Consider the following 16,452-nt stretch of genomic DNA (forward strand, 5'->3'; position numbering starts at 1 on the left):
CTAACATGGCGACATGGTGTCGACAAGTTTGAGAGGTGGCGGCTGATGTTCCTGGCCATTCGCGAGCTGGGGTTCGCGCGGCTGCGGTTCGCCCTGATGGGGGCCGTGATCGCGCTGATCTCGGTGCTGATGGTGATGCTGTCCGGCCTCTCCGTCGGGCTGGTCCGCGACGGCGTCTCCGGCCTGCAGAACCTGCCGGTCACGTCGTTCGCCTTCGCCCACGGGGTACAGCACGACTCGGCGTTCTCGCGCAGCGTGGTGGACGCCTCGGCGGTGGACACCTGGCGTGACCAGCCGGGCGTGGCGGAGGCGACCCCGTTCGGCAACACGCTCGTCAACGGGCGTACCGACGGGGGCACCGAGGTCGACCTGGCGCTGTTCGGCGTCGAGACCGACTCGTTCCTGTCGCCCGCCGTCAGCGAGGGCGACCGGCTCGGCCCGGCGGACGGGATCGTGGTGAGCCCCACCGCCATCGACGCGGGCCTGCGCGTCGGCGACACCGTGACGGTGGACCGGCTGGGCACGCGTCTGCGCGTCGTCGGCGTCACCCAGCAGCAGGACACGTTCGGCCACGTCGACGTGGCGTACGTGCCGCTGGCGACGTGGCAGGCGGTCAAGTCCGGCACCCCGGCCGGCGCGCAGACGCCGGCGCAGGCGGCCCAGGAGATCACCGCCGTCGCGGTCCGCGCGGCCGACGGCGCCTCGGTGGACCTGGCCGCCGGCGACAAGGCGGCGGGCACGGAGAGCCTGACGCTCGACGAGTCGTACGGCGCCTCGCCCGGCTACACCGCCGAGACCACAACGCTCCAGCTGATCCAGGGCTTCCTCTACGCGATCTCGGCGCTCGTGGCCGGCGCGTTCTTCGCGGTCTGGGCGATCCAGCGCAGGCAGGAGGTCGCCGTGCTGCGGGCACTTGGCGCCTCGACCGGCTGGGTGCTGCGCGACGCGCTCACCCAGGCGCTCATCCTGCTGGCAGTCGCCATCGCGGTCGGCATGGGGATCGGCCTCGGTCTCGGCGCGCTGATCTCGGGCGGCAACGTCCCGTTCGCGCTGCACCCGCAGAGCATCGCCGCCGCCGCGGCCGGCCTGCTCGTGCTCGGCCTGGTCGGCGCGGCAGCCGCCGTCGTCCGCCTCACCTCCATCGATCCGGCGACCGCCCTGGGAGGCAACCGATGAGCAGCCGGCCCACCTCGTCCCCCTCGACGGCGGGCACCGCCCCGGCCGACCTCGGCCTGGTCATGCGCGGCGTCCACCTGCGGCACGGCGACGGCGCGGAGACCGTGCACGCGCTCGACGACGTGGACCTGACCGTCGCGCCCGGTGAGCTGGCCGCGATCGTCGGGCCGTCCGGCGCGGGCAAGTCCAGCCTGCTCGCCGTGGCCGGCGGGCTGGCCCGCCCGGACGAGGGCACCGTCACCGTGGCCGGGCACGACATGACCGTGTCCAGCCGCCGGGCGCGCACCGAGCTGCGCCGCCGGCACGTGGGGTTCGTGTTCCAGTCGGGCAACCTGCTGCCCGCGCTGACCGCCGCCGACCAGCTGCGCCTGCCGCTGCGGCTGGGCGGGCGGCGGGAACGGGCCGGTCGTGACCCGCTGGAGATGCTCGCGCACGTCGGTCTGGCCGGTAAGGCCGACCGGCGGCCGCACCAGCTCTCCGGCGGCGAGCGCCAGCGCGTCGGCATCGCCCGGGCGCTGATGACCGAGCCGTCGGTGCTGCTGGTGGACGAGCCGACGGCGGCGCTGGACCGGGCCCGCAGCCACGACATCGTGCAGCTGCTCGCCCAGGAGGCGCGGGAGCGCTCGGTGGCCGTCGTGATGGTCACTCACGATCACGACGTGCTGCAATACTGTGACACCATCTACGAGATGATCGACGGCAAGCTCGCCACCAGCAGCTGACCGACGACCAGGGAGCGACGCGGGCCGGACACGGGCGGCGGGAGACACGGGGAGGTCGCGGTGCCGAAGATCCAAGCCTCGACCGTCGCGGAACACCGGGCCGCGCAGCGGGCGGCGTTGCTCGACGCCGCCCGCGCCCTGCTCTCCGAGCATCCGGAGCAGATCCCGAGCCTGGCCGACGTGGCCCGGCACGCCGGGCTGGCCCGGTCCAGCGCGTACTCGTACTTCAAGTCCCGCACCGACATGTTCGACGTGCTGGTCGCCGACACCTTCCCCCGGTGGTCGGCCTTCGTCGAGGAGCGGATGGCCGAGGCCCGCACGCCGGGGGCGAGGATTCTGGCGTACGTCGAGGCCAACCTGCAACTGGTTGCCCGGGGCGACCACGCGCTGGCCCGGGCACTGGCGTCGGCGGGCAACAGCGAGGTGTTGGCGACCTCCAGCCGGCTGCTGCACGACAGCCTCGAGGCGCCGTTGCGCGCTGCGCTCACCGAACACGGGGCGAGCGACCCGGACCGGATGGCGGAACTCGTCCAGTCGGTCGTCTACGCCCTGAGCCGCATGATCGAGAACGGTCTCGACCTTCCGGCGGCCACGGGCCTCGCCCGCGAGCTGCTCACCCCGTACCTGCGTCCGGACGCCGGCTGACCGCGCCCCTCCGGAACGGCCGGCGACCGCGCCTCCACCACATCCGCTGACGGGCGACGGCCCGGGTCGTCGCGCCGGCCGCACCCACCGGCACGGCCGGGCGACGGCCCGGGCCGCTGCGTGCCCGCAGCCGCGCCGGGGAGACCTGCCGGCGCTCCCGGCGAGGGCCGCCGACGCGTCCGGTGCGGCCGTCCGAACGATCGGCACGGGCCGCCGACCGGCGAGCGGCGGCCGGCACTGTCGTCCGATCAGGAGGAACCGAACGATCGACCGCCGCATCGACGGTCATCATCGGTCAGCGTTCCGCCTAGTGGAACAGCAGCTCAGAGGCGGTGCGGTGAACTAAGTTACTGATCAGTAGCCCGTTGACGGCATGTGAACCCGGCCCTACCGTTCCACTCAATCGAACGGCGTACGGTTCATCCGAACGCTCTCGGCCTCGCCGAGTGCGGCCCGAAACAGGAAGTCCGAGGCATGCCTGACGACAAGCTTCTCGCTCTTCTCTCCCCCACCCGGCTCGGTCGTCTCACATTGCGGAACCGGGTCTTCGTCCCCGGCCACACCACCAACTTCGGACTGAACAACGTGCCCACCGCCCGCCACGTCGCCTACCACGCGGAGCGGGCGCGCGGCGGCGCCGGCCTGATCATCACCGAGGCCATCCGTGTGCACCCCACGAGCGCGGGCCGCAGCATCAGCCTCGGCAGCTTCGACGACTCGTCGATCCCGGCGTACGCGGCGGTGACCGAGGCCGTGCACGAGCACGGGGCCCGCATGTTCGCCCAGATCATGCACGCCGGACGCCAGGCCAACGGCGACGCGACGCGTACCGCCGCCTGGTCCTCGTCGCCGGTGCCGTGGGCGGCCGGCTCGCACGTGCCGCACGCGATGGGACGCCGGGACATCGCCGTCGTCGTCGAGGCGTTCGCCGCCGCCGCGCGGCGCATGCGCGAGGCCGGCTTCGACGGCCTGGAGGTGCACGCCGGCCACGGCCACCTGCTCCAGCAGTTCCTCTCGCCACACACGAACACCCGCGACGACGTGTACGGCGGCAGCCTCGACAACCGGATGCGCCTGACCCGCGAGGTGCTCACGGCGGTTCTCGCCGCCGCACCCGAGCTGCCCGTCGGGCTGCGGGTCAGCGCCGACGAGTTCCTGCCCGGCGGCCTCGACCCGGCCGCCGTGCTGGAGATCGTCGGGAAGCTGCGCGCCGAGTTCCCCCTCGCCTACGTGCACGTCAGCCACTCCGCCTACCACGGCAGCTTCTCGCTCGCGACGCAGATGGCGGACATGAGCTTCGGCCACGCCCCGTTCCGGCACCACGCGGCGCTGTTCAAGCAGGAGTTCCCGGACCTGCCGGTGCTCGCGGTGTGCCGGCTGGACAGCCTGCCGGAGGCGGCCGAAGTCGTCGCCGCGGGCGAGGCCGACCTGGTCGGCCTGGCCCGCCCGCACATCGCCGACCCGCACCTGGTCCGCAAGGCCGAGCAGGGCCGCCAGCACGAGGTACGCGCCTGCCTGGCCTGCAACCAGGGTTGCATCGGCCGGCTGGAGACCAGCCTGCCCATCTCCTGCGTGGTGAACCCCGAGGTCGGCGCCGAGCGGGAATGGGCCGACGCCTGGCCGGAACTGCCCGGGCCGTCCGGCGCGCGGGACGTCCTGGTCGTCGGCGGCGGTCCGGCCGGCTTGGAGGCAGCCCTCTCCGCGCACCGGGCCGGGCACCGGGTGACAGTGGTCGAGGCACGCGACCGGCTCGGCGGGCAGGTCGAGGTGGCCGCGCGCGTACCCGGACGGGAGCGGCTCGGGCTACTCACCCGTGATCTGGCCCGCGACGTCGAGGCCGCCGGCATCCCGGTCCGGCTCGGCCACCGCGCCGCCGTCGAGGACGTGCTGTCCGGCGGCTACCAGGACGTCGTCCTCGCCACCGGCTCCCGGCCCGCCCGGCGGGAGCTGCCCGGCGGTCCGCCGGTGATCGACATCTGGCAGGCCGTCGACCACCTGGCCGACCCCGGCTACCGGCCGGCCGGCACCGTCGTCGTGCTCGACGACGAGGGCACCTGGTCGGCGGCGTCGGTGGCGGAGGCGTTCGCCCGGCGGGGCGCCCGCGTCCACCTCGTCTCCCCCACCGCCACGGTGAGCGCCAAGATCACCACGTACTCACGGCTGGCGCTGCTCAAGCGCTTCGCTGACCTGGGGATCGCGGTCCACCCGATGCGGGCCGCCCGCGCCGCGGGCGCCACCGCGGTGGCGCTCGGCGGCCCGCTCGCCGGCGGCGACACGATCGTCGAGGACGTCACCACTGTCGTCGACGGCGGTTCGGCGCAGGCCGCGGACGAGTTGTACCGGCAGCTCGACGCGCTGCCCGACGGACCCCGCATCCACGTCGTCGGCGACGCGAACGCCCCCCGCACCGCCTTCGAGGCCGTCTACGAGGGACGGATGGCCGGCGCGTTCCTCGGCGCCTTCGACACCGCGTCCGCCCAGCGCGTGCGGTACGCCCACTGACCCGTCCACCCCGGTCGCGGTGCACCGCGGACCGGACCTCCCCCACCTGTAGAGGAGACAAGCATGCTGGACATCGAGGAGCGCCTCACCCTGGATGAGCGTTCCGCCGTGGACTTCGTCCTCGGCCTGCGCAAGCGATGGGCGGACACCGTCTACCCGGCGCTGCGCGACGAGTACGGCGCCACCGGGGCGTCGGCCACGACGATCGCCGACGCCGGTCAGGTGCTGCGTGGTCTTCCGCTCTACCCGTGGTTCAGCCACCTGGAGCGGGTGCAGCAGAAGATGCTCTGGAAAGTCGCGGGCGACGCGGTGCTCAGCCGCCGCGAGGAGCTGACCGACCAGCTCACCTCGCTGCCCGAGCAGCCGAAGGGCTCGCTGGAGCTGAACCCCGACCTGGAACTGCCGGACTGGTACACCGACTACGACATCCACATCCAGCCCGGCAGCTTCTTCTCCGACGACATGTCGGCCTACGTGTACGAGTTCGGCGCGCGCATCGTCATGCTGCGCGACAACGACGGCTACAAGTTCCACACGCTGTTCGCCAAGACCGCGCTGCCCGAACTGCCGGCGGCGACCCGGATCGTCGACATCGGGTGCGGTTTCGGCAAGAGCACCCGCCCGCTGCCGGCCAAGTACCCGACCGCGCAGGTGATCGGCGTGGACCTGGCCGCGCCGGGTCTGCGCCTGGCCCACGCCGAGGCCGAGGCGACCGGACTCGCGATCGACTACCGGCAGGCCGACGGCCGGGCCACCGGCATCGAGTCGGACAGCTGCGACGTGGTCACCGGCACGATGGTGCTGCACGAGATGCCGGCCGCCGCGATCCGGGAGACGATCCTGGAGGCCGCGCGCCTGCTCAAGCCGGGCGGCTCGCTGCGCTTCCTGGAGTTCATGCTCACCGGCGACCCGCTGCGCGACGCCACCGTCTACGAGCACGCCGAGCGCAACAACGAGCCGTTCTTCCACGACCTGTTCGGCTCCGACCTGATCGAGGTCTGCACCGAGGCCGGTCTGACCGACGTGTCGTGGACCCCGTTCGACGAGCGCCGCAACGGTGTCCAGCCGCAGGGCTGGGGCGACCGTCCCGAGTGGCACTTCCCCTGGGCCGTACTGGCCGCGACCAAGCCGGAGGCGTGATGAGCAACGAGTTCGACTACTTCGGAGACCCCAAGGTCGGCAAGCTGCTCGACCTGGTGCTGCAGCTCTCCACCGAGCTGCACGTGACCCGCCAGCGAGTACGCGTCGTCGAGGCGCTGCTGACCCGCTCCGGCGCGCTCACCGCGGGCGCCGTCGACGAGTTCGTCTCCACCGAGGAGGAGCAGCAGGTCCTCGACCGGGAGCGGGACGCACTGCTGGCCCGCCTGATGCGCATCCTCACCGAGCACGGCCCCGCGGAGCACCCGCTGCGGGACCAGTGGGAGGCGGCGCTGAGCGAGAAGACCGGCTGATGAGCACACCGGACGCGCCCGGTCTGATCGACAGCTACCTGCAGCTGTGCGAGGACCGCGAACTCGACGAAGCGGGGCGCTTTCTCGCGGACGGGGCGCGGTTGGTCTTCCCGGGCGGCCGGGAGTACTCGTCGCTGCGGGAGATGGCGGCCGCGTCGACCGGAACCTACCGGTGGGTGCGCAAGCACCGGGACCGCTACCTGGTGGGCGAGACCGACGGGCGGGTCACGGTGACCTCGCTCGGGCGGCTGTACGGGGAATGGCTCGACGGCACTCCGTTCGAGGACATCCGCTACGCGGACGTCTTCGTGCTCGACGGCGGACTGATCGTCGAGCAGCACGTCTACAACGATCTGGCACTCGTCGCGCAGCAGCGCGACGCCTGACGGACAACGGTCGCGCGGCAGCGCGACAGCTGATTCCCCCACCTCCGCCGCTCCGGCGGCGGAGGTGGTCTCCCCCGACTCATGACGAGGTGTGTGCATATGAAACGAAAGTGGGCTCTGCTCCCGGCGGCGTTGGCCACCGCGCTGGTCCTGGCCGCGTGCGGCGGCGGCTCCGACGACGAGGCCGGTGGCGAGGGCAAGGAGGCGAAGCTGACCATGGCCATCGCCTCCGCCGTGATCGGCCCGAAGGAGGAGGTGGCCGTCTACGCGGTCGCCAAGGAACTCGGCTACTTCGCCGAGGAGAAGCTGACCGTCGAGACGATCAACGCCGACGGCTCGGTCGCCGCCCTCCAGGCGGTCGCGTCCGGCAGCGGCGACATCACCCCCGCCGACGCCGGCTCGGCGCTCGGCGCGGTGGAGAAGAACGTGCCGATCAAGGCCGTCGGCGGCCTGGTGCAGAACTGGCCGTGGGTGATGGCGGTCAAGCCGGACTCCCCGATCACCGGCGGCGCGGACCTGCGCGGCAAGAAGATCGGCGTGATCAGCCTGGCCTCCGGCTCGGCCCCGTACGCCCGCGCCTACGTCAAGGCCGCCGGCCTGGACCCGGCCAAGGACGTCGAGCTGCTGCCGGTGGGCGTCGGCGCGCAGGCCGCCGCCGCGCTCAACGACGGCAAGGTCGACATGCTGGCGCTCTACACCCAGGCGTACGCGGTCATCGAGAACGCCGGCACCGAGCTGAAGTACCTGACCAACCCGGACGTGTTCTCCGGCATCCGGTCGCTCACCTTCAGCGTCGGCGCCCGTGACTTCGACGCCAAGAAGGACTCGTACGAGCGGTTCCTGCGCGCGGCGTACAAGGCGATGCTCTTCTCGGCCAAGAACCCCGAGGCCGCCATGAAGATCGGCTACAAGGTGTTCCCGCAGATCCTCGCTGGCAAGTCCGCCGACGAGCGCCTCAAGGCGGACACCGAGAGCCTGGCCGCCTGGCTGAAGACGGCCACCCCGGCCAGCGGCGACCCGGAGCAGTTCGGCGACTGGGGCGCGATCAGCGACGAGGAGTGGGCGAAGACCCAGGCGTACACCAAGGAGGCCGGGCAGATCACCGGCGAGGTCGACCTCAAGAAGCTGTGGGACCCGAGCCTGCTCTCCGGCGCCAACAACTTCGACAAGGCCGCGGTGCTGAGCAAGGCCGCGAACTACACCGCCTAGGCAGCGGACAGCGGAAGGGATTTCGATGGCCATCAAGGCGACGGCCCGCCGGGCGCAGACGCAGGCTCCGGCATCGGTGTCGGAAGACTCCTGGATCGAGATCGACGGGCTGGACAAGGAGTACCGGCCCCGGAAGTCGGCACCGACCCAGGCGTTGAGCGACATCAACCTGACGGTACGTCGCGGCGAGTTCATCTCGGTCGTGGGACCGTCCGGGTGCGGCAAGACCACTTTGCTGAAGATCCTCGCCGGGCTCAGCCCGAAGTCCGGCGGCGCGGTACGGATCGCCGGGCGGGACGTGACGAAGCCCCTTCCCGAGGTCGGGATGGTGTTCCAGGCACCGACGCTGCTGCCGTGGCGCACCATCTTCGACAACGTGATGGTGCCGGCGGAGATCCAGCGACTGGATCCCCGCCGGCACCGGGAACGCGCCCAGCAACTGCTCGAGATGGTCGGTCTCAACGGCTTCGAGCAGAAGTACCCGCACGAGCTCAGCGGCGGCATGCAGCAGCGGGCCGGCATCTGCCGGGCGCTCGTGCACGACCCGGCGGTACTGCTGATGGACGAGCCGTTCGGCGCGCTCGACGCGATGACCCGCGAGTACATGAACGTGGAGCTGCTGCGCATCTGGCAGGAGAGCAACCAGACGATCGTGCTGGTCACGCACTCCATCCCGGAGGCGGTCTTCCTCTCCGACCGAGTGGTGGTACTCAGCCCCCGGCCGGGCCGCATCGCGGAGGTCATGGACATCGACCTGGAACGGCCGCGTGACCTCGGTGTCATGTCGTCCGACCGGGCCGGGGTCTACGTGGAGCGGATCCGCCGACACTTCAACGCCGCCGGCGTTATCGACTGACGAGGGACAGCCATGGCAACAAGCAACCTGGTCCGCGAGCCGGCCCAGCCACCGGCGCCGTCCGCCCGGCCCGCCCGGCCCGCCCGGCGCAAGTTCGACCTCCGCGAGAAGCCCCAGCTCTGGCTGGTCCCGACGGTCTTCGTCGTGGTCGTGCTGGCCTGGGAGTACGGTGTCCAGCTCATCGGCGTCGACGAGTACGTCCTGCCGCTGCCGTCGAGCGTGGTCGAGTCGCTGTGGCAGCAGCTCGGCGACGACCAGTTCTGGGGTCACTTCTGGGTGACCACCCAGGAGGCGCTGCTCGGGTTCGTGATCGGTGTCGGGGCGGCGCTGCTCCTCGGCACGTTCATCTCCCAGATCAAGATCGTCGAAGCCACCCTGATGCCGTACATCGTGGCCTTCCAGACCGTGCCGAAGGTCGCCCTGGCCCCGCTGTTCGTGGTCTGGTTCGGTTTCGGCCTGACCAGCAAGGTGGTCATGGCCGCGGTGATCTCGTTCTTCCCGATGCTCGTAAACGTCATCGAGGGCCTGCGGGCGGCCGACGCCGACAAGATCCAGATGCTGACCGTGTTCGGCGCGAGCAAGACCCAGATCTTCCGGATGGTCCGGCTGCCCAGCGCACTGCCGTTCATCTTCGCCGGCCTGGACATCGGCATCGTCTTCGCCATCCTCGGCGCGGTCGTCGGCGAGTTCATCGGCGCCAAGGAGGGCCTGGGCTACCTGCTGCTGCAGACCAACTACAACTTCGACATCGCCGGCATGTTCGCCGTCCTGGTGGTGCTGTCGGTGATGGGTCTGGTGGCGCACTTCGTGATCCGGCTGCTGCAGAAGCGGCTGGCCTTCTGGGCCGAGGACACGAAGGTGATCGGCGCGTGACGACAGCTGACGGGACCGCCGTCACGCGTGCGGAGCACCGGCCGGGCGTGGTTCACGCCCGCCCGGCCGGTGGCCGAACGGGAAAGGCAGGACACAAGACATGAACACCGATCCGAACCGGTTCGACGGGCGGGTGGCACTGGTCACCGGCGCGGCCCGCGGCATCGGCGCCCGCATCGCCGCGACCCTCGCCGAGCGCGGCGCGACGGTGGCGCAGGCCGACCTGCTCGACGACTGGGCGGAGGCCGAGCTGACCGGCGGCGCGCACACCCGCCACCGGGTGGACGTCCGGTCGGCCGCCTCCTGCGCCGGCCTGGTGGCCGAGGTCGTGGACGCCCACGGGCGCCTGGACCTGCTCGTCAACAACGCCGGGATCGTCCGGCGCGGGCCCGCCGCGACGATGTCCGAGGAGGACTTCACCACCGTCCTGGACGTCAACCTGACCGGCACGTTCCGGATGAGCCAGGCCGCGTACCCGGCGCTGCGGCAGACCCGCGGCGCGGTGGTGAACATCGGCTCCACGAACGGGCACATCGCGGTGCTGAACACGCTCGGGTACTGCGTCAGCAAGGCCGGCGTGATGCACATGGCACGCGTGCTGGCGCTGGAGTGGGCGCCGGACCGGATCCGGGTCAACGCCGTCGGACCCACGATCGTGCCCACCGACATGACCGCCGACGTCCGCGGCGACGACGCGTACCTGGCCGACAAGATGGCCTCCATCCCGCTGGGCCGGATGGCGCAGCCGCAGGACGTCGCGAACGCGGTCGCCTACCTGCTCAGTGACGCCGCCGCCATGACCACCGGGCAGACGATCTTCGTCGACGGCGGCGTCACCATCCACTGACTTCCCCCTCTCCGACCCCTTCTGTGAGGACCACCATGCCCAAACCGGATACCGCGGCCGCCCTGGCGGCCGTCGACAAGCACTTCGACGAGTTCGTCGAGGAGCTCCAGCAGCTGTGCCGCATCCGCAGCCGCCGCCAGGAGCCGGAGCAGATGGAGGCCACCGCCGAGTTCATCGCCGGGTCGGTCCGCCGCTGGGGCGGCGAAGCCGAGATCATCCCGTGGGAGCAGTCGTACCCGTACGTGCTGGCCGAGGTGCCGGGCGAGGGTGACAAGGCGCTGCTGCACTTCACCCACTACGACGTGGAGGTCGAGCCGGCCGGTGACGACGCCGACTGGATCAGCCCGCCGTACGCGGCGGAGATCCACGACGGCCGGCTGTACGCCCGGGGCGTGGCCGACGACAAGGGCGTCGTCATGTCCCGCATCCACGCGGCGGCGGCCTGGAAGCTGGCCGGGCTGACCCCGCCGGTGACCAACCGGATCATCTTCGAGGGCAAGAAGTGGCTGCACAGCCCGGGTCTGGGCTCGTTCGTGCAGGCGCACGCCGACCGGCTCGCCAGCGACGCGGCCCTGTGGGAGAACTCCTGGCTCGACGGCGAGGATCGGCTGCTGCTCAAGCTCGCCGAGAAGGGCGTGCTCTACCTGCGGCTCACCGCGCAGACCCTGCCGCGCGACCTGACCAGCCAGAACACCGCGCTGCTGCCGGCCGCCACGGCCCGGCTGGCCGCCGCCCTGGCGCAGTTGCAGCGGCCCGACGGCACCGTGACGATCCCCGGTTTCGCCGACGACGCCCGGCCGCCGACGGACGAGGAGCGGGCGCTGCTGGAGAAGGTGGCGTTCGACGGGGACTTCCTGCGCAAGCGGGCCCAGGTCGACCGGTTCACCGGTGACCTGGACGACCAGGGCGCCGCGGTCGCCATCCGGACCGTGCCGACGCTCACCGTCGCCGGTTTCGCCGGCGGCGACATGCGCGACGACGTGACGCTCGGCATCCCGTCGACCGCCTCGGCGAAGCTGGAGATCCGGCTGGTGCCGGGCCAGGACCCGGACCGGGTGCTCGGCTGCATCCGCGACCACCTGGCGGCGACCGGCTTCGGTGACCTGCGCATCGAGGTGATGGCGACCAGCCGGCCCAACCTCACCGACCACCGGGACCCGTTCGTCGCGCTGGTCGCCGACGCGGCCCGCCGGGTGTACGGGACCGAGCCGGTGATCGAGCCGTACACGCAGTGGATCGGCAACCAGGGCGTGATCGCCGACCGGCCGATCGTCGGCGTCGGTGTGTCCCGCGCCGACTCCGGTGTGGACGGCCCGAACGAGAACATCCGGCTGGACGACTACAAGGCCGGCATCAAGCACGTCATCGAGGTCATGGCGGCGCTGGCGGTGACGGAGTGACCCGGGCCCGCGGCGTGGCCCGCCGCGCCTACGTCGACGTGCCGTGGGGTCAGGTGCACTACCGGCACGGCGGCGACGCCGACGCCCCGGTGCTGCTGATGCTGCACCAGTCCCCGCTCTCCTCGGCCACCTACGACGCGGTGATCGAGCCGCTGGCCCGCCGCGGCCTGCGGGTGATCGCCCCGGACACGCCGGGCTTCGGCATGTCCGACGCGCCCCCGCGCCCGTGGTCCATCCCGGAGTACGCGGCCGGGGTGTGGCAGTTCGCCGACGCCCTCGGGCTGTCCCGGGTGCACCTGCTCGGGCAGCACACCGGCGCGATCGTCGGCGCGGAGGCGCTGATGTCGGCGCCGCAGCGGGTGCACCGGCTGATCCTGCAGGGCATCCCGCTCTACGACGAGCAGGAGCGGGCGGAGAAGAAGCGGTCGTACGCGCCCGGCTACTCCCCGGCGCGCGACGGCGGGCACCTGAAGGTGATCTGGGACCGGGTGTACGGCCTGTACCCGCGCCTGACCCCGGAGGAGGCGAACCGCCAGGTCACCGAGTACCTGCTGACCGGTCCGGACTACGCCACCGCGTACCGGGCGGTGTTCGACCACCACGTGGACACCGCCGCCCTGGACGCGCTGCCCATCGTGCTGCTGCACGGCGCCGACGACCTGCTGGACCGGATGACGCCGCAGGTGCGGGCCGCGCTGCCCGGCGCCGAGCTGGTGACCATCCCCGGCGGCACCGACTTCGTGGCCGACGAGCAGCCGGAGGCGTTCGCCGACGCGGTCGCCGCGCAGGTGCACGCCGACCTCGGGCGGGAGGTGGCGGCATGAGCGCCGGCACCCCGGCCGCCGACGCGAAGGTCGTCCCGGCGAACACGCTCTACACCGCCACCGTCGAGGTCTCCGGCGGCCGGGGCGGCAGCGCCCGGTCGCGGACCGGGTCGCTGCGGGTCGACCTGACCCGTCCCGCCCAGCGGGGTCCGGACGCGCCCGGCACCGACCCGGAGGAGCTGTTCGCGGCCGGCTACGCGGCCTGCTTCGACAGCGCGCTCGCGGTCGCCGCCCGGCAGGCCGGCGTCAAGCCCGGCCCGACGACGGTGACCGCCTCGGTCTCCCTCGGGCAGACCGAGGACGGCCGGTACGCGATCGCCGTGGTGCTGGACGTGTCCGCGCCGCAGTGCCCGCAGGCCGACCTGGAACGCGCCGTGGAGCTGGCCGACCAGATGTGTCCCTACTCGAACGCCCTGCGGGGCAACACCGCGGTGGCGATCCGGGTCGATGGCCACCGCTGACCTGACCGAGCCCGCAGCGGTCCGCCACCCGGCGGATCCGCAGCGGCCCGCCGGCCCGATGGCCCTCGCCGTCGGGCTCGGCGCGGTCTACCTGATCTGGGGCTCGACCTACCTGGGCAACCGGGTGGCCCTGGACAGCATCCCGCCGCTGGTCGCCACCTCGGCCCGGTTCCTGGCCGCCGCGCTGCTGCTGTTCGCGGTGGCGGCGCTGCGCCGGGGACCGGCCGGGCTGCTGCTGCCCCGGCAGCAGTGGGGCGGGGTGGGCGCCAGCGGGCTGCTGATGGTCGGTGCGGGCAGCGCACTGCTAGCCCTGGGCCAGCAGTACGTGCCGACCGGGCTGACGTCGCTGGTGGTGGCCGGCATGCCGCTGTGGGTGCTGGTGCTGCGGCTGGCGGTCGGCCCACGGCCGTCGGCACTCGCGGCGGTGGGCGTACTGGGCGGTGTGGCCGGGCTGGCGCTGCTGTTCTCGGTGCCGACGAAGGGATGGCACCTCGGCGGGATGCTGCTGCTGGTGGTCTCCACGATGGTCTGGGCGCTGGGCTCGACGCTGTCGCAGCGGCTGCACATGCCGGCCGACCACCTGGTCGGCACCGGCTGGCAGATGCTCGTCGGCGGCGTCGCGGTGGCGGTGGCGAGCGTGGTCAGCGGTGAGCTGGGACGGTTCGACCCGGCCGGCGTCACCGGCCGGTCCTGGCTGGCGTGGACCTACCTGATGCTGGTGTGCACAGTGGTCGGCTTCAGCGTCTACACGTGGCTGCTGCGCAACGCGCCGATCCAGCTCGCGTCCACCTACGCGTACGTCAACCCGGTGGTGGCGGTCCTGCTCGGCATGATGGTGCTGGATGAATCGTTGTCCGGACGACAGGTGCTCGCCGGTGCCGTGGTGCTCGCCTCGGTGGCGCTCGTCATCGCGCGGGAGCGACCCCGGCAGGCCGACGGCCTTCCGCCCGGGAAGACCCCCGTCGCGCCCGCCTGACGCCCGGCGACCCCACGCACGTACGTCGACAGTGGAGGAACAGAGATGATCACGACAGCGGTCGTCGAGAGCACCGCCGGCCGGACCCGGTCCGGTCTGGGACGCGCCCTCGACATCGTCAACATCATCGCCGAACGGGCACCGGAGACCCTCGGCGTGTCGACGATCGCGCGGGAACTGGGCCTGCCGAAGGCGGTCGCGCACCGCATCCTCAAGGAGCTGGTGGCCGACAACTTCCTCACCTTCAACGAGGAGACCAAGCGGTACCGCCTCGGCACCGGCGCGCTGGCGGTGGGCCTGGCCGCGCTGCGTGCCCTGGACGTGCCGGACATCGCGCGCCGGTACCTGGTCCGGCTGGTCCGCGACAGCGGCGAGACCGCCACGCTGTCGGTGCGGCAGGGCTGGTCGCGCGTCTACATCGACCAGGTGCTCTCGCCGCACGAGGTCCGGATGTCGGTGTCCCTGGGCACCAGCCACGCGCTGCACTCCGGGTCGTCGTCGAAGGCGATCCTGGCCGCGCTGCCGGACGCCGAGGTCGACGACTACCTCGGTCACCACCCGCTGGACGCGGTCACCCCGGCCACCATCACCTCCACCGCCAAGCTGCGGGCCGACCTGGCCCGGATCCGGCGTCAGGGGTACGCGGTGAGCATGGGCGAACGGCAGAACGGCGCGGGGAGCGTGGCCGCGCCGGTGCGGTACGCGACCGGGCAGGTGTTCGGCTCGATCTCGCTGTGCGGGCCGCAGAACCGGTTCACCCCGGAGGTGTGCGCGGCGCACGGCGCGCTGGTCGCCGCGGCGGCGGCGGAGATCTCCGCCGAACTGGGTTTCCGGCCGCCGGCGCAGCGCGTCGCCGGCCGGACGGGTCAGGAACAGAACTGGGGAGGTGGAACAGGTGAGTGACGGACCGCTGACGGGCCTGCGGGTGCTTGACGTCTCGACGATCCTCGCCGGGCCGCTGTGCTGTCAGATCCTCGGCGACTACGGCGCCGACGTGATCAAGATCGAGCACCCGACCATGGGTGACAGCATGCGCGGCCACGGCAAGGCCAAGGACGGCCATCCCCTGTGGTGGAAGGAGATCTCCCGCAACAAGCGGCTGGTCGGGCTGAACCTGTCCGCGCCGGAGGGCGCGGCGCTGCTGTTGCGGCTGGCCGAGCGGGCCGACGTGCTGGTGGAGAACTTCCGGCCGGGCACGCTGGAGCGCTGGGGCGTCGGCCCGGAGGAACTGCACCGGGTCAACCCCGGTCTGGTGATCGCCCGGATCACCGGTTTCGGGCAGACCGGCCCGTACGCCTCCCGCGCCGGGTTCGGCACGCTGGCCGAGGCGATGAGCGGCTTCGCCCACCTGACCGGTACGGCCGACGGCCCGCCCACGCTGCCCGCGTTCGGGCTGGCCGACAGCATCTGCGGCATCGCCACCTCGTCGGCGGTGATGATGGCGCTGTGGCACCGGGAGCGCTCCGGCGGCCGGGGCCAGGTCGTCGACATGAGCCTGCTGGAGCCGATCATGACCGCTGTCGGTCCCGGCCCCACGGTCTACGACCAGCTCGGCGTGGTGGAGCAGCGGCAGGGCAACCGCTCGACGAACAACGCGCCGCGCAACACGTACCAGACCAAGGACGGGTCGTGGGTGGCGATCTCCACCAGCGCCCAGGCCATCGCCGAGCGGGTGCTGCGGCTGGTGGGCCACCCCGAGGTGATCGACGAGCCGTGGTTCCGTACCGGCGTCGGGCGGGTGGCGCACGCGGACCTGCTCGACGAGTACGTGGGGTCCTGGATCGCCGAGCGCACCCGCGACGAGGTGACCGCGGCGTTCGCCGAGGCCGGCGCCGCTGTCGCACCGGTCTACAGCGCCAGGGACATCGTCGAGGACCCGCACGTCCGGGCCACCGAGATGATCACCACGGTCGACGATCCGGACCTCGGCCCGATGCGGATGCACAACGTCATGTGGCGGATGTCGGAGACGCCGGGCCGGATCCGGTTCACCGGCCGCTCCCCCGGCGCCGACACCGACGCCCTGCTCGTCGAGGAACTCGGCTGCGACCCGGCCGAGATCGCCGACCTGAAAGCCCGTGGCGTCGTCGCCTGACGACGCCGACAGCCGAAACGCGAGGAACC

General features: G+C 72.2%; 17 protein-coding genes. All 17 read left to right on the forward strand.

The genetic code is table 11. From position 1 onward, the window contains the following. Positions 1 to 45 precede the first annotated feature (45 nt). The 17 genes from O7611_RS16750 to O7611_RS16830 all read left to right on the forward strand — a co-directional run bounded on the left by O7611_RS16750 (position 46) and on the right by O7611_RS16830 (position 16,423). Positions 46 to 1,176, forward strand: a complete 1,131-nt coding sequence (locus tag O7611_RS16750; RefSeq protein ID WP_269697191.1) for an ABC transporter permease — start codon at positions 46 to 48, stop codon at positions 1,174 to 1,176. Further along, complete coding sequence (locus tag O7611_RS16755) at positions 1,173 to 1,898, forward strand: ABC transporter ATP-binding protein (protein ID WP_194799037.1); 726 nt, start codon at positions 1,173 to 1,175, stop codon at positions 1,896 to 1,898. The genes O7611_RS16750 and O7611_RS16755 overlap by 4 nt, the downstream gene beginning before the upstream one ends. Positions 1,899 to 1,958: 60 nt before the next feature. Then, positions 1,959 to 2,543, forward strand: coding sequence for a TetR/AcrR family transcriptional regulator (locus O7611_RS16760; RefSeq protein WP_194799036.1), 585 nt, complete (start codon positions 1,959 to 1,961; stop codon positions 2,541 to 2,543). 474 nt (positions 2,544 to 3,017) lie between these two features. Further along, a complete protein-coding gene (locus O7611_RS16765; RefSeq protein WP_194799035.1) occupies positions 3,018 to 5,045 on the forward strand; it encodes an oxidoreductase in 2,028 nt (675 codons plus the stop codon). A 63-nt stretch (positions 5,046 to 5,108) separates the two neighbouring features. After that, positions 5,109 to 6,185, forward strand: a complete 1,077-nt coding sequence (locus O7611_RS16770) for a class I SAM-dependent methyltransferase (protein WP_194799034.1) — start codon at positions 5,109 to 5,111, stop codon at positions 6,183 to 6,185. After that, entirely contained in the window at positions 6,185 to 6,496 is a 312-nt protein-coding gene (locus tag O7611_RS16775; RefSeq protein WP_194799033.1) for a hypothetical protein, read from the forward strand. Before O7611_RS16770 ends, O7611_RS16775 begins: the two co-directional genes overlap by 1 nt. Next, positions 6,496 to 6,882, forward strand: a complete 387-nt coding sequence (locus O7611_RS16780) for a nuclear transport factor 2 family protein (protein ID WP_194799032.1) — start codon at positions 6,496 to 6,498, stop codon at positions 6,880 to 6,882. Before O7611_RS16775 ends, O7611_RS16780 begins: the two co-directional genes overlap by 1 nt. A 99-nt stretch (positions 6,883 to 6,981) precedes the next feature. After that, on the forward strand, positions 6,982 to 8,091 hold the full coding sequence (locus tag O7611_RS16785; protein ID WP_194799031.1) for an ABC transporter substrate-binding protein: 1,110 nt from the start codon (positions 6,982 to 6,984) through the stop codon (positions 8,089 to 8,091). Between the two features lie 25 nt (positions 8,092 to 8,116). Then, positions 8,117 to 8,947, forward strand: a complete 831-nt coding sequence (locus tag O7611_RS16790) for an ABC transporter ATP-binding protein (RefSeq protein ID WP_181726621.1) — start codon at positions 8,117 to 8,119, stop codon at positions 8,945 to 8,947. 12 nt (positions 8,948 to 8,959) lie between these two features. Beyond that, positions 8,960 to 9,820, forward strand: coding sequence for an ABC transporter permease (locus O7611_RS16795; protein WP_091417004.1), 861 nt, complete (start codon positions 8,960 to 8,962; stop codon positions 9,818 to 9,820). Positions 9,821 to 9,920: 100 nt separating this feature from the next. Then, positions 9,921 to 10,667, forward strand: coding sequence for an SDR family NAD(P)-dependent oxidoreductase (locus O7611_RS16800; RefSeq protein ID WP_194799030.1), 747 nt, complete (start codon positions 9,921 to 9,923; stop codon positions 10,665 to 10,667). Positions 10,668 to 10,702: 35 nt separating this feature from the next. Next, the gene (locus tag O7611_RS16805; RefSeq protein ID WP_194799029.1) at positions 10,703 to 12,067 is read left to right on the forward strand and encodes a M20/M25/M40 family metallo-hydrolase; all 1,365 of its coding nucleotides are present in this window, start codon (positions 10,703 to 10,705) and stop codon (positions 12,065 to 12,067) included. Continuing rightward, complete coding sequence (locus O7611_RS16810) at positions 12,064 to 12,891, forward strand: alpha/beta fold hydrolase (RefSeq protein ID WP_194799028.1); 828 nt, start codon at positions 12,064 to 12,066, stop codon at positions 12,889 to 12,891. The genes O7611_RS16805 and O7611_RS16810 overlap by 4 nt, the downstream gene beginning before the upstream one ends. Continuing rightward, positions 12,888 to 13,352: an Ohr family peroxiredoxin gene (locus tag O7611_RS16815; protein ID WP_194799027.1), complete on the forward strand. Its 465-nt coding sequence runs from the start codon at positions 12,888 to 12,890 to the stop codon at positions 13,350 to 13,352. Before O7611_RS16810 ends, O7611_RS16815 begins: the two co-directional genes overlap by 4 nt. Further along, positions 13,339 to 14,328, forward strand: a complete 990-nt coding sequence (locus O7611_RS16820) for an EamA family transporter (protein WP_194799026.1) — start codon at positions 13,339 to 13,341, stop codon at positions 14,326 to 14,328. Before O7611_RS16815 ends, O7611_RS16820 begins: the two co-directional genes overlap by 14 nt. Before the next feature lie 45 nt (positions 14,329 to 14,373). Then, positions 14,374 to 15,231, forward strand: a complete 858-nt coding sequence (locus O7611_RS16825) for an IclR family transcriptional regulator (protein ID WP_135240658.1) — start codon at positions 14,374 to 14,376, stop codon at positions 15,229 to 15,231. Beyond that, on the forward strand, positions 15,224 to 16,423 hold the full coding sequence (locus O7611_RS16830) for a CaiB/BaiF CoA transferase family protein (protein WP_194799025.1): 1,200 nt from the start codon (positions 15,224 to 15,226) through the stop codon (positions 16,421 to 16,423). Before O7611_RS16825 ends, O7611_RS16830 begins: the two co-directional genes overlap by 8 nt. The last annotated feature ends 29 nt before the right edge of the window (positions 16,424 to 16,452 follow it).

Source organism: Micromonospora sp. WMMC273, from assembly GCF_027460285.1.
GTDB lineage: Bacteria > Actinomycetota > Actinomycetes > Mycobacteriales > Micromonosporaceae > Micromonospora > Micromonospora aurantiaca.